This window comes from Janthinobacterium sp. BJB304 (genome assembly GCF_002735765.1).
Lineage (GTDB): Bacteria > Pseudomonadota > Gammaproteobacteria > Burkholderiales > Burkholderiaceae_D > Janthinobacterium.
In genome coordinates, this window is record NZ_PDZN01000035.1 from 1 (window position 1) to 19,483 (window position 19,483).

Annotated in this window: 15 protein-coding genes and 1 rRNA gene; 3 read left to right on the forward strand and 13 right to left on the reverse strand. The window is 63.4% G+C overall.

The window, feature by feature from the left end; translation table 11 throughout:
• A 5S ribosomal RNA gene (rrf, locus tag CSQ95_RS27760) occupies positions 1–107 on the forward strand; the annotation flags it as partial.
• Between the two features lie 110 nt (positions 108–217).
• Positions 218–1,516: a leucine-rich repeat-containing protein kinase family protein gene (locus CSQ95_RS27765; RefSeq protein WP_099411843.1), complete on the forward strand. Its 1,299-nt coding sequence runs from the start codon at positions 218–220 to the stop codon at positions 1,514–1,516.
• Between the two features lie 54 nt (positions 1,517–1,570).
• Here CSQ95_RS27765 and CSQ95_RS27770 read toward each other — a convergent pair whose 3' ends face one another.
• Both CSQ95_RS27770 and CSQ95_RS27775 read right to left on the reverse strand, forming a co-directional pair.
• Complete coding sequence (locus tag CSQ95_RS27770) at positions 1,571–2,836, reverse strand: nitronate monooxygenase (RefSeq protein WP_070290627.1); 1,266 nt, start codon at positions 2,834–2,836, stop codon at positions 1,571–1,573.
• A 183-nt stretch (positions 2,837–3,019) separates the two neighbouring features.
• The gene (locus tag CSQ95_RS27775; RefSeq protein WP_034759416.1) at positions 3,020–3,505 is read right to left on the reverse strand and encodes a YajQ family cyclic di-GMP-binding protein; all 486 of its coding nucleotides are present in this window, start codon (positions 3,503–3,505) and stop codon (positions 3,020–3,022) included.
• A 185-nt stretch (positions 3,506–3,690) separates the two neighbouring features.
• On the opposite strand from CSQ95_RS27775, the gene murB reads away from it, so the two are divergent.
• Positions 3,691–4,719 (forward strand): UDP-N-acetylmuramate dehydrogenase, encoded by a 1,029-nt coding sequence (gene murB / locus CSQ95_RS27780; protein WP_099411844.1) that lies wholly within the window; start codon positions 3,691–3,693, stop codon positions 4,717–4,719.
• Between the two features lie 111 nt (positions 4,720–4,830).
• Here the strand turns inward: murB and CSQ95_RS27785 are convergent, their stop codons facing one another.
• From CSQ95_RS27785 to CSQ95_RS27835, 11 genes are all read right to left on the reverse strand, one after another.
• Positions 4,831–5,145: a pyrimidine/purine nucleoside phosphorylase gene (locus tag CSQ95_RS27785; RefSeq protein WP_099411845.1), complete on the reverse strand. Its 315-nt coding sequence runs from the start codon at positions 5,143–5,145 to the stop codon at positions 4,831–4,833.
• A gap of 25 nt (positions 5,146–5,170) precedes the next feature.
• Positions 5,171–6,196, reverse strand: coding sequence for a diguanylate cyclase (locus CSQ95_RS27790; protein WP_099411846.1), 1,026 nt, complete (start codon positions 6,194–6,196; stop codon positions 5,171–5,173).
• 10 nt (positions 6,197–6,206) lie between these two features.
• Positions 6,207–7,259 carry a chemotaxis-specific protein-glutamate methyltransferase CheB gene (gene cheB / locus CSQ95_RS27795; protein WP_099411864.1) on the reverse strand — a complete coding sequence of 351 codons (1,053 nt, stop codon included), beginning with the start codon at positions 7,257–7,259 and terminating at the stop codon, positions 6,207–6,209.
• A 10-nt stretch (positions 7,260–7,269) separates the two neighbouring features.
• Positions 7,270–9,576, reverse strand: a complete 2,307-nt coding sequence (locus CSQ95_RS27800) for a hybrid sensor histidine kinase/response regulator (RefSeq protein WP_099411847.1) — start codon at positions 9,574–9,576, stop codon at positions 7,270–7,272.
• Positions 9,573–10,259: a chemotaxis protein CheW gene (locus tag CSQ95_RS27805; protein ID WP_099411848.1), complete on the reverse strand. Its 687-nt coding sequence runs from the start codon at positions 10,257–10,259 to the stop codon at positions 9,573–9,575. Before CSQ95_RS27805 ends, CSQ95_RS27800 begins: the two co-directional genes overlap by 4 nt.
• A gap of 9 nt (positions 10,260–10,268) precedes the next feature.
• Entirely contained in the window at positions 10,269–11,516 is a 1,248-nt protein-coding gene (locus CSQ95_RS27810; protein ID WP_099411849.1) for a protein-glutamate O-methyltransferase CheR, read from the reverse strand.
• Entirely contained in the window at positions 11,513–11,971 is a 459-nt protein-coding gene (locus CSQ95_RS27815) for a chemotaxis protein CheW (protein WP_099411850.1), read from the reverse strand. The genes CSQ95_RS27810 and CSQ95_RS27815 overlap by 4 nt, the downstream gene beginning before the upstream one ends.
• 4 nt (positions 11,972–11,975) lie before the next feature.
• Positions 11,976–13,787: a methyl-accepting chemotaxis protein gene (locus CSQ95_RS27820; RefSeq protein WP_099411851.1), complete on the reverse strand. Its 1,812-nt coding sequence runs from the start codon at positions 13,785–13,787 to the stop codon at positions 11,976–11,978.
• Positions 13,788–14,094: 307 nt separating this feature from the next.
• Positions 14,095–15,330, reverse strand: coding sequence for an argininosuccinate synthase (locus CSQ95_RS27825; protein ID WP_034759383.1), 1,236 nt, complete (start codon positions 15,328–15,330; stop codon positions 14,095–14,097).
• 72 nt (positions 15,331–15,402) lie between these two features.
• The gene (gene argF / locus CSQ95_RS27830) at positions 15,403–16,323 is read right to left on the reverse strand and encodes an ornithine carbamoyltransferase (RefSeq protein ID WP_070290636.1); all 921 of its coding nucleotides are present in this window, start codon (positions 16,321–16,323) and stop codon (positions 15,403–15,405) included.
• Positions 16,324–16,610: 287 nt separating this feature from the next.
• On the reverse strand, positions 16,611–19,460 hold the full coding sequence (locus tag CSQ95_RS27835) for an ATP-binding protein (protein WP_257218255.1): 2,850 nt from the start codon (positions 19,458–19,460) through the stop codon (positions 16,611–16,613).
• Between the last annotated feature and the right edge of the window lie 23 nt (positions 19,461–19,483).

Here is a 19,483-nt window from a genome sequence, read left to right on the forward strand (position 1 = left end):
GACCATAGCAAGTTGGTCCCACCCCTTCCCATCCCGAACAGGACCGTGAAACAACTTTGCGCCGATGATAGTGCTGCAACCAGTGTGAAAGTAGGTTATCGTCAGGCTTGTTATTCGAAAAAACCCCCATCGGTGACCCGGTGGGGGTTTTTTTACGTCCGCTGGTTTTGTGTACGCCAGCGATTGCCGGATTTTTGAAAGGGATATCTTGTCTGCTATGCATACGCTGGAACAATTACGCACTGGCCAACTGGCCGGCCTGCGCCGCCTGAAGCTGTCGTGCGGCTTGACGGACTTCCCACGCGAGATATTCGACCTGGCCGACAGCCTGGAAATCCTCGACCTGTCCGGCAATGCGCTATCTTCGCTGCCCGACGATCTGCCGCGCCTGCACAAGCTGCGCATCATATTTTGCTCGGATAATCTGTTCACCACCTTGCCGGCCGTGCTCGGTTCCTGTCCTGGGCTGGAAATGATCGGTTTTAAGGCGAACCGGATCGGCCACGTGCCGGCCGCAGCCTTGCCATCGGCACTACGCTGGCTGACGCTGACCGACAATGCCATCGAAGTCTTGCCTGATGAACTCGGCAAGTGCGGGCAATTGCAGAAACTCATGCTGGCGGGAAATTGCCTGAGCAGTTTGCCGGCATCGCTGGTGAACTGCCGCAAGCTGGAACTGGTGCGCATCGCCGCCAACCGTTTCACGGCGCTCCCCGATTGCCTGCTGGCCTTACCACGCCTGAGCTGGCTCGCGTATGCGGGCAATCCCTTTACGGAAGCGCGTGAACTGGCGGCCCTGAGCGGCGCCGGGACGGCGGGCGTGGCTTGGCCGCGTTTGCAACTGGCGCAGCAGCTGGGCGAGGGGGCATCGGGCGTGATTTTCCGTGCCCGCCTCGATGGTGTTGAGGATGTCGCCGTCAAAGTATTCAAGGGGGCGATGACCAGCGACGGCTTGCCGCGCAGCGAAATGGCTGCCTGTGTCGGCGCCGGCGCCCATCCGGGGCTGATCCCCATCCTCGGGACGCTCGATGCGCATCCGCAAGGGGCGCTGGGACTGGTCATGCCGCTGATCGACGTGGCCTATCGCAACCTGGCAGGGCCGCCCAGCCTGTCATCATGCACGCGTGATGTGTATGCCGAAGGCGTGCGCTTTGAGGCACCGCAAGCCTTGGCCATTGCCCAGGGCATCGCCTCGGCCGTATGCCAGCTGCATGCGCGCGGGATCGTGCACGGCGACTTGTATGCACACAACATCCTGTATGCGGACGGTGGCGCCTGCCTGCTGGGCGACTTCGGCGCGGCGTCGATGTTTGCGTCCGGTTCACCGCATGGGGAGGTACTGCAAGGCATAGAGGCGCGTGCCTTTGGCGTGCTGCTGGGCGAGTTGATCGCGCATTGCGCGGCGTCCATGCCCAGTCTGCAGGCCATGATGGATGCTTGCCTGCAGGAAGAAGTATTGCGACGGCCCAAGTTCGACGTGATCGAACGGGCATTGCGGCAGATGCTCCCCGCATAAAAAAATGGCGCAGCCTTCGCAGGCTGCGCCATTTTCATGTCATGCTGACAATATTCAGCCCGCTACCAGGATTTCTTTTTCCGGCAGGGCGATCTGGTTGTCGACGCTGAACTGGTAATCCTTGAAGACGTGTTCGGCCGTCAGGATCTGGTATTCGCCGTTGTCGAGCTTGTGCGTGGTGTCCTTCAGGCGATACGTGTAATGGCCGCAGGTCCAGCAGTTGAAGTTGCGCATGTGCGTGCACAGGCAAGTCTTGTCCATCACGACGACGGTTTTTTGTTCCGGATGGGCCGCCACTTCGCGGTTGTACGAGTTGATGTATGCGCAGTTGCCCGTCGCGTCGAGCAGGTAGCCATACGATTCGCAGCCTGGACGGATGCCGGCGCCGATGGCGGGCGTGTTCTTCAGCATGCGCATCGGGTAACCGGTCGGCGAGACGCCGTTGACGATGATGTCTTCTTCCGAGGCCTTGTAGTATTCCTGCTTGACCTTGTTCGGCAAGCCGCATTCCTTGGTGACGGTAAAGCGCGTCGCCACTTGCACGCCGGCTGCGCCCGCTTCCAGGAAGGAAACTGCGTCGCTGCCCGTGAAGATGCCGCCGGCGGCGATCAGCGGGATGTCCAGCTGTTCGGCTTTCAGGTAGGCCAGCAGTTCAGCCGTGATCGTGTGCAGGTCGTAATTGGCCCAGTCCATGCCGAAACCCAGGTGGCCGCCGGCCAAGGGTCCTTCGACGATGATGAAGTCGGGCAAACGGTCCAGCTTGGCGTTCTTGCGCAGGAAAATCTGCAAGGCGCGCACGGACGAGACGATGATGCCCAGCTTGGCGTCACGGAAACGCGGATGGTCGGCCATCAAGGCGAACGAGCCGAAGTGCAGACCGGCGGACAGGGTGATGCCGTCGATGCCGGCGTCCAGTGCCGCGTTCAGGCGCACGCGCAAGGTTTCACGGGGGCCATTCATGGTCAGCTTTTCCATGCAATTGACGAAGATCAAGCCATCGCCTTTTTTTGCTTCCATGGTGCGGCCGATATGCAGGCGCTGCGCTTCCGCCAGGCGGCCCAGGTCGAACTGCACCACGGCCTTGTCGCTGTTATTGATGTTGAATTTGTACAGTTTCGTCTTGTCTTTGACGAAGGTGGTATCGAAACGGCGATCCGACACGTCTTCCACCATGGCATCGGAGATATGCCCGATACCGTTCAGCCGTGCCGCTTCCAGGGCCAGCTCCGACGTGGAAATATCCACACCCATTCCGCCTATCATGATGGGCACATATTCTTTTTTGCCAAATCGCAGGCGGAAATCATCAACACGTTTCATTGCTATCCTTAGACTACCGTGGTTATCACTGAGCCAGATGTACGGTCAAGCCCGCTGCCGGTCAGGCGCGCGGGCGCATGTAGCTGTGCGCAGCTTCAATTCTACCCCAAGCGGGCAGGTGCTCCGAGGCAGCTTGCCGCCATGCCGGTGCAAGCGCAGGCCGGAGCGTGCGCATCATCGAAATTAATCGCGGAAATTGTTAAATTCCAGCGGCATGTCGGGCACGTCCTTGCGCAGCATGGCCATGGCCGCTTGCAGGTCGTCGCGCTTGGCGCCCGTGACGCGCACGGCTTCACCCTGGATGCTCGCTTGCACTTTCATCTTGCTGTCCTTGATGACGCGCACGATTTTCTTGGCATCATCCGATTCGATGCCATTCTTGATCTTGATGATCTGCTTGACCTTGTCGCCGCCGATCTTCTTGATGTCGCCTTCGTCGAGGAAGCGCACATCGACCTTGCGTTTGGTCAATTTATTGGTCAGCACGTCGCGCACCTGGCTGAGCTGGAATTCCGAATCCGCGAATGCGGTCAATTCGTTTTCCTTGTGTTCGACGCGGGCATCGCTGCCCTTGAAGTCGAAGCGGGTCGTGATTTCCTTGTTGGATTGCTCGACGGCATTCTTGACTTCGATCATATCGGCTTCGGAGACTACATCAAATGACGGCATGGTCTGTTCCTTTTCTTGTTAAAGCGAGCGCGCGCTCGGCGCACTGGGCCTTGGCGGCTGATTCTGCACCATGGGACGGCCCTGTTAAAGATGCGACATTTTAACGGACAACGGGCAAGTCGCCCTTGTCCTGAGGTGGTTTTTTGTCGCTTTCGCTCTATAATCGAGCAAAATTTCCCTATCCCATGCATCCAGAGCTCACCATCGAACACAATTACAACCTCCAGCGCCTGAATACCTTCGGCATCGCGGCCCATGCGGCCGCCTACGTACGCATTACTTCGCAGGCCCAGCTGCAGGCCGCACTGCAAGATCCCGCCCTGTCCGCCATGCCGCGCCTGATATTGGGCGGCGGCAGCAACATCGTACTGACGGGCGATTTTCCCGGCGCCGTGCTGCACATGGCCACGCGCGGCATGCGCCTGGCGCAGGCGGACTTCGAGACGATACTCGTCACGGCCGCGGCCGGCGAAAACTGGCACGACTTCGTGCAGTGGACCCTGGCACAAGGCGTGGGCGGACTGGAAAACCTGTCCTTGATCCCCGGCACGGTGGGTGCGGCGCCTATCCAGAATATCGGCGCGTATGGCGTGGAAATCAAGGATTATCTGCATAAGGTGAGCGTCATGCACAGCGCCAGCGGCATCGTCTTCGACATGGACCGCGACGCCTGCCGTTTCGCCTATCGCGACAGCATCTTCAAGCAGGCCGACGGGCGCGAGCTGATCGTGCTGGAAGTGACGTTTGCCTTGCCCGCCGAGTGGCAGCCGAACTTGCGCTATGCGGAACTGGCGCAGGCCGTGGCCGAGCGCCATCTTGCCGAGCCGACGCCGCAACAGGTGGCCGACACGGTGATGGCGATCCGCCGGCGAAAATTGCCGGACCCGGCCGTGATTGGCAATGCGGGCAGCTTCTTCAAGAATCCGGTGGTGTCACGCGAGCAATGTCTTACCTTGCTGGAACGTTTCCCCGCCTTGGTGCACCATGCGCAGCCCGATGGCACGGAAAAGCTGGCGGCCGGCTGGCTGATCGATCAGTGTGGCTGGAAGGGGAAAAACCTGGGGCCCGCGGGAGTGTATCCCAAGCAGGCGCTGGTTCTGGTGAATAATGGCGGCGCTCGTGGCGCGGACATTACCCGGCTGGCGGAAGCGATACAGGATGATGTAGAGGCGAAATACGGCGTGCGCCTGTCGCCCGAGCCTGTGTTTATCTAAATAGTCAATCCGCGCTTGAAAAAATGTTCAGGGCAAGGCGCATTGCCGAAGACAGTACGCATAGTACGGCGAGGCAGTGCAACGCAGCCATGGACGTTTTTTCTGCGTGGATTAGCCGAAGTGGCAGACGTAATCGAGTGTTTCCACCGTTTCAATATCAAAATAGCTATTGCCTGGGATACTGAATTGCGTGCCCTCACCATAGCTGTTCCACTCCGTCGCCTCCGCCAGGCGCACCTTGCACAGGCCGCCGACGATTTCCATCGTTTCCGGCGCGCCCGTGTTGAAGCGCAGCGATGACGGGAAAATCACGCCCACGCTTTTCTTCGTGCCATCGGCGAGGATGACGTTGTGCGAGACGCATTTGCCGTCAAAGTAGATATTCGACTTCTTGACGACGCTGACATTGTCCAGTTGTGTGCTCATGCTTCACTTTCCTTGCTGTTAAAAATCAGTCCTGGACGTCATCGGCGCTCAGCACGCTGTTGCGTCCGCCGCGCTTGGCCGCGTACAGGGCCTGGTCGGCGCGGTTGATCAGTTGCTCGACCGTCGAGTCGGGCGAAGGTACGACGGTGGCCACGCCGATCGAGATGGTGACGATGCCCGTGCCTGTCGCCGGGTTTTCGATCTGCAAGCCTTCCAGATGGCGCCGGCATGCTTGGGCGATCAGCAGCGCGCCGGCCGCTTCCGTTTCCGGCAGGATCAGGGCGAATTCTTCGCCCCCGTAGCGGGCGGCCAGGTCGGCCGGGCGTTTCAAATGTTCCGTGAGCACGGCGGCAACTTTTTTCAGGCACAGGTCGCCCGCCAGATGGCCGAAATGGTCGTTATAGCTCTTGAAATGGTCGATATCGCAGAACAGCAGGCTCAACGGTGCCTTGTCGCGCTGGCCCCGCTGCCATTCAAAATGCAAGGTTTCATCGAAACGGCGGCGGTTGGCGATGCCCGTCAAGCCATCGAGGGCGGCCAGTTTCTGCAATTCAATGTTCGCGTCCGCCAGGTTCTTTTGGCTTTCGCGCAGGAAACGAAAAGCCTGGTCGCGCTGCAGGCGGCTGATGTGCGCGTTGGAATGGTAGCGTATGCGCGCCAGCAGCTCCAGGCGGTCCGGCAGTTTCACCACATAATCGTTGGCGCCGACGGCAAAGCTGTGGGCCTTCAGTTTCGGGTCGTCCTTGGCCGACATCACGATCACCGGCACGTGCGCGAGCGCCTCGTTTTCGCGGTACTGCTGGATCAAGGCGAAGCCGTCGATGCCCGGCATCACCAGGTCTTGCAGGATGACGGTCGGTTGCAAACGCTGCGCCGTGTCCAGCGCCTGCGTGGCGTCGGTTACATAATGAAATTCAATATCCTGCTGGTCGCTGAGCATGCGCCGGACTGCCTCGGCAATGATCAACTGGTCATCCACCAGCAGCACGCTGACCTTGAATTCGGTCAATGCGGGTTCATGCTGGGTGAAGCTGGAGGAGAATTCTGGCATTGCATTCTTTTCAGATGTTAGGGGAGGGCTCCCACCCATTGTTGAGTTTGGCGCCCAGGCGGCCGCGCAGGCAGGCGCCTATTCTATCCAATGGCAGGATTTGCTGCGCCGCATCGAGTTCAGCCGCCGCGCGCGGCATGCCGTACACGGCGCTGCTGGCCTGGTCTTGCGCGATCGTCGTCTTGCCTGCGCGGCGCATGGCCAGCAAGCCGTCGCCGCCATCGCGCCCCATGCCTGTGAGCAATACGCCGATGGCGTCGCCGCGCCAGTGCTGCGCCACGCAGTTGAAGAAGACATCGACGGACGGGCGGTAAACATAGTCGCGCGGTGCTGCATCGTAACCCAAACGATAATTTTGATCTAGCAGCAAGTGGTCATTGGTCTTGGCGATCAGTACCGTGCCGGACACCAGTTCATCGCCTTCGGCGATCACGCGCACGGGCATGCTGAGCTGGTCATCGAGCCATTTGGCGAAGTGCGAGGCGAAGGTTTCATCGATGTGCTGCACCACCACGATGGCGCAGCCGGGCGGCGCCGTCCAGCCGGCCAGCACCTTGGCCACGGCCGAGGGGCCACCCGTCGAGGCGCCGATGGCGACCAGGGTCGATACCTGGCCGTCGCCCCGTTCGCCGCCATTGCCGTTCGCCGGGCGCGGCGGCGGCGCTTCGGCGCTGTGGCGTATCAGCTTGCCGATGGTCTTGATCTTGGCCAGCAGTTCGCTGTCGCCGCCCACTTCCCCCTGCAGCACCGGCGTGGCCGTGACGTCGAGCGCGCCCGCGCCCAGCGCGCGGAAGACCTGGTTGACATTGTCCTGCGGCCGGCCCGTGACGACCAGGATGGCGCATGGGCTCTGCTCCATGATCAGGCGTGTCGCTTCCACGCCATCCATCTCCGGCATGTTCAGGTCCATCAGGATCAGGTCGGGGCGGTTGCCCTCGCACATGCGCACGGCCTCCAGCCCCGTGCGGGCGATCCACAGCACCTGGTGTTCCTGCGTACTGGCGACCACCCGGCGCAGGGCCTCGGCGGCCATGGCGACATCGTTGGCAATGGCAATTTTCATGAATGACAGCTCATAAGCGGGCATCTCCTATCAGGTCGGCCACCGCGTCGAGCAAGGTCTCGTCGTGGAAGCTGCCTTTGGTCAGATAATAATCGGCGCCGGCGGACAGGCCGCGCGCGCGGTCTTCCGGGCGGTCCTTGTACGAGACGATCATCACCGGCAGCTTGTGCAGGTGCAGATCCTTCTTGATCAGCGAGACCAGTTCGATGCCATCCATGCGCGGCATGTCCACGTCGGTGATCACCAGGTCGTACTCGCCGCTGCGCACCACGTTCCAGCCGTCGATGCCGTCGATGGCCACGTCGACGTCGAAACCGCGCGCCAGCAGCAGCTTGCGCTCCATCTCGCGCACCGTCAGCGAATCGTCGACGACGAGGATGCGCTTGGCGCGGCGCTGCTGCGCGTGGCCCGCCTGCGCCAGCTGGTGCAGGCCGCCTTCATGCAGCAGCTTGTCGATCGACAGCAGCAAATCGGGCACGTCGAGGATCAACACCGGCTCGCCGTCGTCGAGCAGGGCGGCGGCGGAAATGTCGCGCATCTTGCCGAAGATCGGATCGATGGCCTGCACGGCCAGGCTTTGCTCGCCGCGGATGGCGTCGACCACCAGCGCATAGCTTTGCTTGCCGCGCCCGATCACCACCACCGGCAAGTCCTCTGCCTGGCTGGCCGCTTCACCCAGTTCCAGCACCTGCGCCGCCGACACCAGGCCCAGATGCTCGCCCTTGAGTTCGAAGAACTGCTTGTTTTCCAGTGTATGGATGGCCGCTTGCGGCACGCGCACCACGCTTTCCACCTTGACGATGGGGATGGCATAGGCTTCGCCGTGCACGTCGACCACCAGCGCGCGCACGATCGATTGCGTCAGCGGCAGGGTGATCAGGGCGCGGAAGCCCCGGCCCGGCTCCGATTCCAGGCGCACCGTGCCGTTTTGCTGGCGTATCGTCTCGTGCACGATGTCGAGGCCCACGCCGCGCCCGGACAATTGATTGGCCGTCGCCTTCAGGCTGAAGGCGGGCAGGAACAAAAACTCCAGCAGCTCGCCCGGCGACAGCGCGGCGGCCATGGCGGGGCTGGCCATCTTGCGTTCGATGACGGACTGGCGGATTTTTTCCAGGTCGACGCCGCGCCCGTCGTCGCTGATCTCGATGCTCAGCATGCCGGCGCGGTGGCGCGCCTCCATGCGTATCGTGCCCATCGCTTCCTTGCCCGCGTCGATGCGCTCGTACGGGCCTTCCATGCCATGGTCGATGGCGTTGCGCAGCATGTGGTTCAGCGGGCTTTCGATCTTCGCCAGGATGTCGCGGTCGACCAGGGTATCCTCGCCTTCGATCTCCAGCTGCACTTCCTTGCCCAGGCTGCGCGCCAGGTCGCGCACCATGCGCGGAAACGCATGGATGCCGTCGCGGAAAGGGCGCATGCGCAGGGCCAGCACTTCGTCGACCATGCCTTGCGAGACGGCCAGCAGGCGCCGCTCATAGGTTTCGATGTCGGCGATGTGCTCGAGCATGAACTGCTTCAGCGGTTGCGTCTTTTGCAGCGCCAGCAGGGATTTTTCCATCAGGCCCGGGTCGGCCGAGCGGGCAATGGCTTCGTGCAGGTGCTCGATGGCGGAAAACAGGCTGCTCTGGTTGCGCTTGAAACGCTGCAGGGCGCCGACGAACGGGTGCATCTGGTGCGCATTGATGCGCGATTCGCTGGCCAGCGACAGCAGCTTGTCGAAGTTTTGCGCCGCCGCCTTGGCCGGTGCGGCACCCGTACGCGGCGCAGGCGCGGCCGTTTCCGCTTCCTCGCCTGCCAGGCCGCTGGCCACGGGAGCCTGCAGTTCGGTCGGATTGGGCGTTTCCTGCGGCAAGGGGGCGGGAGCGGAGGCAGGCAACGAGGGCAGGGCCGGCAATTCGGGCAGGTCGGCGATGCCGGCGATGGCGTTCAGGGTCTGGTCGATCTGCGCCGCATTGGCGGCCAGCCACGCTTCGGCGCCCGCATCGTCCAGGCGCGACAGCTGCACGATCAGGTCGACGCCCGACAGCAGCACGTCGACCCGTTCCGGCGTCAGCTTCAATCGGCCGTGCTGGGCGGCGACAAAGCTGTCTTCCATGCCGTGCGCCAGCTGCACCACCACCTGCAGGCCGACGATGGCGGCGGCGCCCTTGATCGAGTGCGCCGCGCGCATCATCGCCTCGACGGCCGCCGCGTCGCCCGCATGGCGCTCCATGGCCAGCAAGCCGTCGGTGAGAATCTGGGTCTGGCTGTCCGCCTCCATGCGGAACAGGTCCAGCATGGAAAAGGCACTCAGGTCGCCGTGCTGGTCCTGGCTCATCGTAATAGTCTCGCAAGTTGAAAGCCGATCAGCGCCGTGTCGAGGCAGCCGATGCGCATGTCGCCCTCGGTGATGACGCCGGACAAAAAGCGCGACAGGCCCTTGTTGATGGTCGCCGCCGGCGCCTGCACGGCGCCCGACGCATAGCGCACGATGCCGTGCAGGTCGGCCACGGGCAGTGCGTAAGCCTGCTCTTCCCAGCGCAGCAGCAGCAGGCGCGCAAACGTGTGGCGGCCGCGGGCCGCTGGCGCACCCTGTTCGTCGATGCCCAGCAGGTGCGCCAGCGACATGCATGGATACAGCTTGCCGCCGATATTGACGATGCCTGCCAGGCCGCGCCCGCTGCGGTGCGGCAGCACGTGCGGCCTGGCCTGCGGCGCCACGGCGTCGAACACGCGCGTGGGCAGCGCCAGCCATTCGCGGCCGATGCGAAACACCAGCGCGGAACTGTCGCGCACTTCGCCGCCCGTATCGATCTGGCGGAAGTGGCTGGCCCAGTCGCGCCGATAGTGTTCGTCCACGGGCCGCTGCAGGTTGCGCCGGGCGGCGCCCGCGTACACGTCGCAGTTGCGGCAATGCACGTTGGCTGGCAGCTTGGGGCAGCTCTGGTCGCCGACCACGCCGATATGGTTCCAGCAGTCGTCGATGGCGGCGGGGGACTCGGTGGCGATGAGATTTGTCATGCTTGCCCCTTAGTTGGACGCCTGCCGGCGCTCGTAAATGCGTGCCGCGCGCGCCTTCAGGGTGGCGGCGGCCGTATGGTTGCCATTGCGTTCGGCCAGCAGGGCCAGATGGCACAGCGCCTCGTAGTGGTCGGGCTGCAGGTAGATGCAGCGGCGCCAGTAGTCGTCGGCCAGGTCCATCTTGCCGGCCAGTTCGTTGATGATGCCCAGCATGAAATACGCTTCCGCCGCCTCGGGCACTTTCGCCAGGTGGGCGTGGCATTTGTCGCCGGCCTCGCGCAACTGGCCGCGGTCGGCCAGCAGGCGCGCCTCTGCCAGCAAATCGGCTTGCGCTGCCGGCGCGGGCGATGGCACGGACACGGGGCGCGTGCGCGGCACCGCCGGCGCGGCGGAAGAGGGGGGCGCTATTGCAGCGCGCCCTGGCGCGGGCGGCACGCTGCGCAGGGGACGCGCGACAGGCAGCGGCGCCACTTGCACGGGACTGGCCGGCGCCGCTGTTTCCTTCTTCAGGGCGAAAGCCTGGCGGAACTGCAGCGGCGCAAAGCCGTTCTGGCAGAACGACGGCACTTCCGCATAGCCGGCCAGCAGCATGCCGTCGTCGGCCAGCAGGGCGGACAGGTTGGCGATGGCGGCGCGCGTGGTCGGTTTGTCGAAGTAAATCAGCAGGTTGCGGCAGAAGATGACGTCGTAATGTTTGCTGCAACTGGCGGTATCGAACTGCAGCAGATTGCCCTGCCTGAAGGTCACCTGGTCGCGCAGGGAGTCGATGATGCGGTAGGCGTCGTCGGCCACGTGCGTGAAATAGCGTTCGCGGAAGGCCACGTCCTGCGCGCGGAAGGCGTTGCGGCCATACACGCCGGCCTGCGCCCGCTCGATGCAGCCGGGGCTCAGGTCATACGCGTCGATGCTGAACGCCTGTTTCGGCACACCGCCGTCGCGCAGCGCCATGGCCATCGAATACGGTTCCTCGCCGCCCGCGCACGGGATCGACAGGATGCGCGTGGCGCGTCCGCGCGCCCAGCGCTCCTGCACCAGTTCGACGGTGGCGTAGAACGCTTGCGGATCGCGGAACAGCCACGATTCGGGCACCACCACCAGTTCGATCAATTGCGTCATTTCGGCCGGCGTGAGCGCCTGCAGATAGGCTTCGTTATCGCTGAAGCCCGTCTGCTCCATGCGCTGATTGACGGCCCGCTCGGCCACGGATTTGGACACCGACAGGCCGGTCGCGCGGCGCAGCAGGGCTTGCGCCGTCATGCCGCGCCCGCGTCTTGAAACAGCAGCGCGCGCACGTCCGGCGGCAGCAGGTGATCCAGCTCGACCAGCTGCACGATGCCGTCGGCGTCGCTGGCCACCTGGCCCAGGAAGGGCGCCGTCGCCACGCCGCTGTCCTCAAGCTGGAGCGGGTTGATGTCGGCGATGCCGCGCACCTGCGAGGCCAGCAAGCCCAGCGCGTGCGTCGTCCCGCCGCCCGTTGCGCGGTAGTCGACGATGACGATGCGCGTGTCGAACTGCGCGGCGGCGGGCGGCAGCCCGGCCAGGCGCGACAGGTCGATCACGGGCACGGGCGTGCCGTGCAAGTCCATCAGGCCGGCCACGTAGTCTGGCGTCAGCGGCAACTGTTTCAGCTCCAGCAGCGGCAGCACGCGCACGATGCCGGCCAGGGGCAGGCCATAGCGGTCGCGTCCGATGTGAAAGAGCAGCACTTTCATGGGATCAGATGGTGACGGCGAAGGTCGACACGCTCGACTGCAGGTCGCCCGCCGCATATTGCAGCTGGTGCACCGCTTCGCTGGTGGCTTTTAATGACTCCACCGTTTGCTGGGTGGCATCGTTGAGCTGCATCATGGTGTCGGAGATTTGCGAGGCGCCGATCGCCTGCGACTGCATGCCTTGCAGCACGGCATCGAACTGCGGCGTGAGCTTTTGCACCTGGTCCATGACGGACGACAGCTGCTCGGCCACTTGCCGCACTTCGCCCACGCTGCGGCGAATTTCCTCCGAGAATTTATCCATGCCCATCACGCTGGCGGACACGGCCGACTGCATTTCCTTGAGCATTTGTTCGATATCCCAGGTGGAGACGGACGTCTGGTCGGCCAGGCGGCGGATTTCCGTCGCCACCACGGAAAAGCCGCGGCCCGCCTCGCCCGCCTTTTCCGCCTCGATGGCGGCGTTCAGCGACAGGATGTTGGTCTGGTCCGCCACCTTCGTGATGGTGATCAGCACGCTATTGATATTGCTGGCTTTTTCCGACAGGGCGGCCAGCTTGGCGTTGATGGAATCGGTGGCCGAGACCATGTGCTGCATGGTCGAATCCATGCGTTTGAGGTTGTTCTGCGCTTCGGCCGTCGCATTCGTCGTGTAGTCGGCCACGGCGGTGGCGTCTTCCATGGTTTTGAGCAACTGGCTCGTGTTGGCCGAGATTTCCTTGGTGGTGCTGAGAATTTCCACGCTCGTTTGCGCTTGCTCAATCCCCGTGGCTTCCTGCTGGCGCGCCGAGGCGGCGATTTCCGTGGCGGACGTCGTCACCTGGATGCCGGCCTTTTGCACATTGTTGAGCAGGCTGCGCAGGTTTTCGAACATCTTCGCCAGGCCATTGCCCAGCTGGCCGATGGCATCGCTGCCCGTGATGCCGACCTTGCCCGTCAGGTCGCCCGAGGCTGCCTTGGACACCACTTCCAGCAAGGAATCGACCTTGGCCCGCAAGGTGTTGGTGGCGGCCAATTCGTTGGCCTGGTTGTCCTGGATGGTTTGCGCCATGCGGTTGAACTCTTCCGTTACCTTGCCCAGTTCGTCGCGCGAGAGGATGGCGGCACGCGCGCTTTGCTCGCCGCCGGCGATGCGCCCGACGGCGTCCGTCAGACTGTTCAGCGGGCCGAGGATGGAACGGCCCAGCAGGTAGGAAATGCCCAGCGCCAGCACCACGCACAGCAGGCCGCCCAGGGCCAGGGTCAGCAGCATGGTTTCCTGCAATTTTGCCGTGGTGGCCGTACGTTCGGCCAGCAGGCGCGATTCTTCCGCCGCCACCTCGTCGAGCAGCTTGTTCGCTTGCGCGACAGCCGGGTAGCCGCCTGGCGGCATGGTGCGCGCCACCGCTTCCGTGGCGCCCGGGGCATTGCCCAGCACGCGGCGCTTCTCGATCAGGGGATTGATCCATTCCTTGACCCAGGTGGTGGTCAGCTGGTCGATCTTGCGGAAGCGTTCCGACTGCAGCTTGTTGTCGACCGTCATGGCGATGGCTTTTTGCGTGTGCTGGCTCAGCACCCCCGTTTCATCGGTTTCCGGCGTCAGCGAGGCTTCGTTGCCGGTCAGGATGAAACCGCGCACTTCCACCTGGATTTGCAGGATGGAATTGTGGATCTTGTCGATCTCGACCAGCACTTCCATCGTGTGGCGGTCCCATGCATTGGCTTCCGACAGGCGCGAGAAGCTGTTGTAGGCCACGCCCAGCAGGATCAGGATGATGGCCACGATGGAGCCGAAGCCCAGGTACAGTTTATTCTTGATACTCAGGTCTTTGAACATGGTGGCTCCGGAAGCGGGAAGTTTTCGACTAAGAGCGCCTAACAGAACCGTAGCGAGCGGCAGCGAGTTGCGGCTGAGAAGCGCAACTGTGCGCATGCACAGTGAACATCGCAGGCCGCAAATCGCGACGCGCAGTAGGTTATGTTAGGTGCTCTAAATTGCACTGTAGCATTTTGCCATGCGGACAGCAAAATGGGGGTGATCCGGGCGCGCGCAGGGCCGTAAATCGCGGCCGAGTGCGTTTCAAACGCAAAAAAGCCGCCCGTGGGCGGCTTTTGGCGGGACGGGAGGCGGTGCCTCCCGGCAATTACTTCTGGCCGCGTTTTTCGCGGGCGATGGCGGCGATGCGCATGCGCAAGGCGTTCAGCTTGATGAAGCCGCCGGCATCGGCCTGGTTGTAGGCGCCGCCGTCTTCGTCGAAGGTGGCGATGTTCATGTCGAACAGCGAATCGGTCTTCGAATCGCGGGAAACGACGATGACATTGCCCTTGTACAGCTTGATGCGTACCCAGCCGTTCACGGTTTCCTGCGTGTGGTCGATCAGGGTTTGCAGGGCAACGCGCTCGGGCGCCCACCAGTAGCCGTTGTAGATCATCGATGCGTAGCGCGGCATCAGGTCATCTTTCAGGTGGGCCACTTCGCGGTCCAGGGTGATCGATTCGATGGCGCGGTGGGCCTTGAGCATGATGGTGCCGCCCGGGGTTTCATAGCAGCCGCGCGACTTCATGCCGACGTAGCGGTTTTCCACCAGGTCCAGGCGTCCGACGCCATGCTTGCCGCCAACCTTGTTCAGTTCGGCCAGCACGGTGGCGGGCGACATGCGCACGCCGTTGATGGCGACGATGTCGCCTTTTTCGTATTCGATGTCCAGGTATTCCGCTTCGTCCGGCGCCTTTTCAGGGCTGACGGTCCAGCGCCACATGGTTTCTTCCGCTTCGGCGCTCGGGTTTTCCAGGTGGCGGCCTTCAAAGCTGATGTGCAGCAAGTTGGCATCCATCGAGTACGGCGCGCCGCCGTTCTTGTGCTTCATGTCGATTTCGATGCCGGCGTCTTCCGCGTACTTCAGCAGTTTTTCGCGCGACAGCAGATCCCACTCGCGCCATGGGGCGATGATCTTCACGCCTGGCTTCAGGGCGTAGGCGCCCAGTTCGAAACGCACCTGGTCATTGCCCTTGCCGGTCGCGCCGTGCGAGATGGCGTCGGCGCCCGTGGCGTTGGCGATTTCGATCAGGCGCTTGGCGATCAGCGGACGGGCGATCGAGGTGCCCAGCAGGTATTCGCCTTCATACACGGTGTTGGCGCGGAACATCGGGAAGACGAAATCGCGCACGAATTCTTCGCGCACGTCTTCGATATGGATGTTTTCCGGCTTGATGCCGAATTTGATGGCCTTGGCGCGCGCCGGTTCCAGTTCTTCGCCCTGGCCCAGGTCGGCCGTGAAGGTGACGATTTCGCACTGGTAGTTATCTTGCAGCCATTTCAGGATGACGGAGGTGTCGAGTCCGCCGGAATAGGCCAGGACTACTTTTTTAATGTCGCTCATATTGCTTCCAGTTGTCGTTGTCGATGTATGTATTGCGATGCTGCCAGGTTTTTTTATGCAGTGCCGGGCGAATTATTGGATTTTACCGAGTAACAGGTATTCGATCAGCGCTTTTTGCACGTGCAAGCGGTTTTCCGCCTCGTCCCACACGACCGATTGGGGGCCGTCGATCACTTCGGCGGCCACTTCCTCGCCGCGGTGGGCGGGCAGGCAGTGCATGAACAGCGCGTCGGGCGCGGCGCGGGCCATCTTCGCGCCATCGACGATCCAGCCGTCGAAGGCGGCGATACGGGCCGCGTTTTCCGCCTCGTAACCCATGCTGGTCCACACGTCCGTGTTGACCAGGTGCGCGCCTTCGCAGGCGTCGGACGGGTTGGCAAAGAAAGTGTAGCGCTCGGTCTTGACTTGCGACAGGTCGATGTCGTAGCCCTTCGGCGTCGATACGTTGACGTGGAAGCCGAACACTTCGGCCGCCTGCAGCCACGAGTACAGCATGTTGTTGGCGTCGCCGATCCAGGCGACGACCTTGCCGGCGATCGAGCCGCGGTGTTCGATGTAGGTGAAGATATCGGCAAAGACCTGGCACGGGTGGTGTTCATTGGTCAGGCCATTGATCACCGGCACGCGCGAATTGGCGGCGAAACGCTCGATGATTTCCTGGCCGAAGGTACGCACCATGATGATGTCGCACATGCGCGACATGACCTGGCCCGCGTCTTCCACCGGCTCGCCGCGGCCCAGCTGGGAGTCGCGCGTGTTCAGGTAGATGGCGGCGCCGCCCAGCTGGTGCATGCCGGCTTCGAACGACAATCGCGTGCGGGTGGAGTTCTTTTCAAAGACCATCACCAGGGTGCGGTCGATCAGTGGATGGTAGATTTCGTAATTCTTGAACTTGCGCTTGATCAGATGGGCGCGTTCGATCACATATTCATACTCTTCCAACGTGAAATCGGAGAACTGGAGGTAGTGCTTGATCGGTTTTTTTGTCGACATAATGACCACTTGAAGATGCGCAGGCCGCCGGCGGCGTGCCTTTCCCGCCGGGTTGCATCAGCGTACAACATCTCGTCTGATGACTGCCTCGCCCGGCGCGCTGCTGTGTTGATCGGTGCCCGCGCCTGTTTGTCGCGCGGGTCGATGCGGTTTGCCAAGTTGTAAATCATGCAATGGCAGGGACTTCAGCCATTCAATTATAAGGGTTTTGCTTTTAGATTGGAAAGACTGGCCGGACGGGTACTTGTGTAGACAAGTATCCGCGTCCAGCCACGGTCTTGCTGCCATCAATAGATGCTGGCCGGGCTGGCCGCATCGATCTGCGGCGCCACCAGGGGCAAGTCCAGCGTGAAATGCGTGCCGGCGGGGCTGCTGGCCACCTGGATGGTGCCGCCCAGCAGGGCCGTGACGATGTTGTAGCTGATCGACAAACCGAGGCCGCTGCCGCCCTGGCCCAGCTTGGTGGTAAAGAAAGGGTCGAAGATGCGCGACAAATGCTGTTCGGCGATGCCGCCGCCATTGTCGGCGAAGACGATCCGCACGCGCGCGCCATCGGGCGCGGCGGACAAACGCATGCAGCCCTTGCCGGCGGCGCCGTCGTTGGGCGCGGGAGCGAAGGCGTGCAGCAGGGCGTTGTTGATCAGATTGGTGATCACCTGGCCGAACGGGCCCGGATAGCTGTCCAGCGAGATGCCGAACGCGATATCCGTCTCGATGCGGTGGCCCGAGCTGCGGATGCGGTTCATGACGGTGGCGATGATTTCATTGCTCACCTGTTGCAGGTCGAACTGGCGCCGCTGCTCGGTGGTGCGGTCGACGGCCACCTGCTTGAAACTGTTGACCAGGTCGGCCGCGCTGTGCAGGCCGCGCATCACCAGCGCCGACGCCTTGCCCGCATCCTCGATGTAGGCGGCCAGGTCCGAGCGGCGCAGCCCAGGACCGTTCATCAGGCGTTCCACGTCTTCCGTTTTTTGCTGCATGGTGCTGGCGATCAATAAACTGTTGCCGATCGGGGTATTCAGTTCATGCGCCACGCCGGCCATCAAGGAACCCAGGGCGGCCAGTTTTTCCTGCGATACCAGTTGCGCCTGGGCGTCTTGCAGTTGCCGGTAGGCGCTGGCATTGTCGAGCGCGATGGCGCCATACGCGCACAGGGTGCGGAAGATCAGGCGTTCGCGTTCGCCGTAGGCATGGGCATGGCAAGCCTGCACCGTCATCACGCCCAGCACGCGTTCGCCCACCGTCAAGGGCACGTACAGCACGCTCTGGTTATGCAGCGTGCCGGGCACGGTGTAGGCGTGGCGCTTGGGCGGCACCTGGTCGATATACACTTCGCGCCGGCCCAGCAGGCAGCGCACGGAGTAGGCGCGCGGGTTGCTCAGTGGAATGGCGTTGTCGGACAGGGGCCGGCCCGCCTCCATGCCGTGCGCGCGGCGCAGCGCCGTGCCCGCCGCATCGAGCATGTAGACGGCGAAGGTGTTGACTGGCAGCAAGGCATGCACGTGGCGGTCCAAGACCTGAAACACGGCGCTGGCGTCGAGGTGGGTGGTGATTTCCTGGCCGATGGCCGACAGCCGCTCCAGGGTCTCGCTGGTCTGCTGCAATACTTCGGCGCGGCGCGCTTCGGAGGCGGCCAGTTCGCGGTGGTGATAGCCTTCCGAACGCGCATGTTCCGTCTGGTGGTAAACCTGCATGGCGGTGGCGCGGTTGCTCGCCTGCTGGGTGTGGCTTTTTTCGCGCGCCACGCCCGCATCGAGGGCGATATCGTAGGCGCGCGCATAGTCGCCCGCATGCGCGTACTCGCGTGCCAGCGCATCGAGCAGTTCGCCCGGCGGCACATAGCCTTCGATGGAGTCGGCCACCTGCAGTGCCTGGTGCAGGAAATGCAGGGCGGGATTGCGTTCCTGCATGCCTGCGGGCGGCGGCAAGTCGTGGCGCGCATGCAGCATGGACAAAACGCGCAGCGCCGCCACCTGGTGCATGGCGTCGCCCTGCGCGGTGGCCAGCTGGCAAGCCCGTTCGGCCGCCTGCAGCGCTTCGTCCGGGCGGTCCAGGTAAGACAGCGCGTGGGCGCTGCCGCGCTGCGCCAAGCTGCGGAAATCGGCCTGGCCCAGCGCTTCGGCGCGCTGCGCCAGGCGGCTGAAGGCGTCGAGCGCCGTGTCGTAGTCGCCCTTGTCCAGGCTCAGTTCGCCCAGGTGGAACAGGGCGTTGGCATAGGTGCGCGCGCCCGCCACGGGGGCCAGGATGTGCAGCGCATCGCGCAGCAGTGTTTCGGCGTCGGCCAGGCGCCCCAGCTTGCGCATGGTCTCGGCCGTATGCGTCTGGCAGGCGCCGATGCTGCGCGGCCAGCCGGTGGGGCGCGCCAGGTCCAGCGCGCACTGCATCCATTCGAGGGCCGATTCGTTGTCGTTGAGGCTTGAGAAGCAGTCGCCGATATTGATGGCGGCCGTGATCGCGCCGCGCAGCTGGCCGCTTTCCAGGGCCGCCTCATAGCTTTGCATGTAGTGGCCGGCGGCCGTGCCCAGGTCGCGCGAGGTGTGCGCCAGCAAGCCGCGAAAGTCGTGCACCCAGGCGGCCAGCGGCGCGGCCAGCTTGCCGCTGGCGCCGTCGGTCTGGAAGTGGCCGCCCCATCGGACCTGGGCGGCCGGCGCGTCGTGCAAGACGGCCCAGCGCGCCGTGGCCGCGTCGGCCAGGCCGGCGCGTATCGCATCGCCGGCGCTACGCGCTTGCTGCGCCGCAGCCAGCAGTTCGGCGTCGCAGCGGGCATGGTCGCCCCGGTCGACGGCGATCGAGGACAGCAGCCAGTGGGCGTCGGCGCAGCCGGCGCCGTCGCCATGTGCGCACAGGATGGCGTGCGCCGCCATGGCCAGGCTTTCGGCCGCATCGAGTGCGCCTTGCAGCCATGCCACTTCTGCCTGCACCAGTTGCAGACGCGCTTGGGCGCTGGCCAAGGCGGGGGGCGGCAGTTGGACGTGGGGCAACAAGGCTGCCGCTTCGGCTGCATGGTGCAGAGCCTGTGCGCAGTTGCGCTGGCGCAAATGCCATGCCAGCAACAGCAGCAGCGGTACGCGCCCGGCGCCGCGCAACGGCAGCAATGCGCTTTCCCACTGCGCTACGTCATGTTCGAGCGCGAACATTTCCATTCAAGCATTCTCCCCGC

Bases quoted from the DNA above. Each gene is read 5' to 3' on its own strand.
- CSQ95_RS27765 (WP_099411843.1), top strand. From the start codon at position 218: ATGCATACGCTGGAACAATTACGCACTGGCCAACTGGCCGGCCTGCGC.
- CSQ95_RS27770 (WP_070290627.1), bottom strand. From the start codon at position 2,836: ATGAAACGTGTTGATGATTTCCGCCTGCGATTTGGCAAAAAAGAATAT.
- CSQ95_RS27775 (WP_034759416.1), bottom strand. From the start codon at position 3,505: ATGCCGTCATTTGATGTAGTCTCCGAAGCCGATATGATCGAAGTCAAG.
- murB (WP_099411844.1), top strand. From the start codon at position 3,691: ATGCATCCAGAGCTCACCATCGAACACAATTACAACCTCCAGCGCCTG.
- CSQ95_RS27785 (WP_099411845.1), bottom strand. From the start codon at position 5,145: ATGAGCACACAACTGGACAATGTCAGCGTCGTCAAGAAGTCGAATATC.
- CSQ95_RS27790 (WP_099411846.1), bottom strand. From the start codon at position 6,196: ATGCCAGAATTCTCCTCCAGCTTCACCCAGCATGAACCCGCATTGACC.
- cheB (WP_099411864.1), bottom strand. From the start codon at position 7,259: ATGAAAATTGCCATTGCCAACGATGTCGCCATGGCCGCCGAGGCCCTG.
- CSQ95_RS27800 (WP_099411847.1), bottom strand. From the start codon at position 9,576: ATGAGCCAGGACCAGCACGGCGACCTGAGTGCCTTTTCCATGCTGGAC.
- CSQ95_RS27805 (WP_099411848.1), bottom strand. From the start codon at position 10,259: ATGACAAATCTCATCGCCACCGAGTCCCCCGCCGCCATCGACGACTGC.
- CSQ95_RS27810 (WP_099411849.1), bottom strand. From the start codon at position 11,516: ATGACGGCGCAAGCCCTGCTGCGCCGCGCGACCGGCCTGTCGGTGTCC.
- CSQ95_RS27815 (WP_099411850.1), bottom strand. From the start codon at position 11,971: ATGAAAGTGCTGCTCTTTCACATCGGACGCGACCGCTATGGCCTGCCC.
- CSQ95_RS27820 (WP_099411851.1), bottom strand. From the start codon at position 13,787: ATGTTCAAAGACCTGAGTATCAAGAATAAACTGTACCTGGGCTTCGGC.
- CSQ95_RS27825 (WP_034759383.1), bottom strand. From the start codon at position 15,330: ATGAGCGACATTAAAAAAGTAGTCCTGGCCTATTCCGGCGGACTCGAC.
- argF (WP_070290636.1), bottom strand. From the start codon at position 16,323: ATGTCGACAAAAAAACCGATCAAGCACTACCTCCAGTTCTCCGATTTC.
- CSQ95_RS27835 (WP_257218255.1), bottom strand. From the start codon at position 19,460: ATGTTCGCGCTCGAACATGACGTAGCGCAGTGGGAAAGCGCATTGCTG.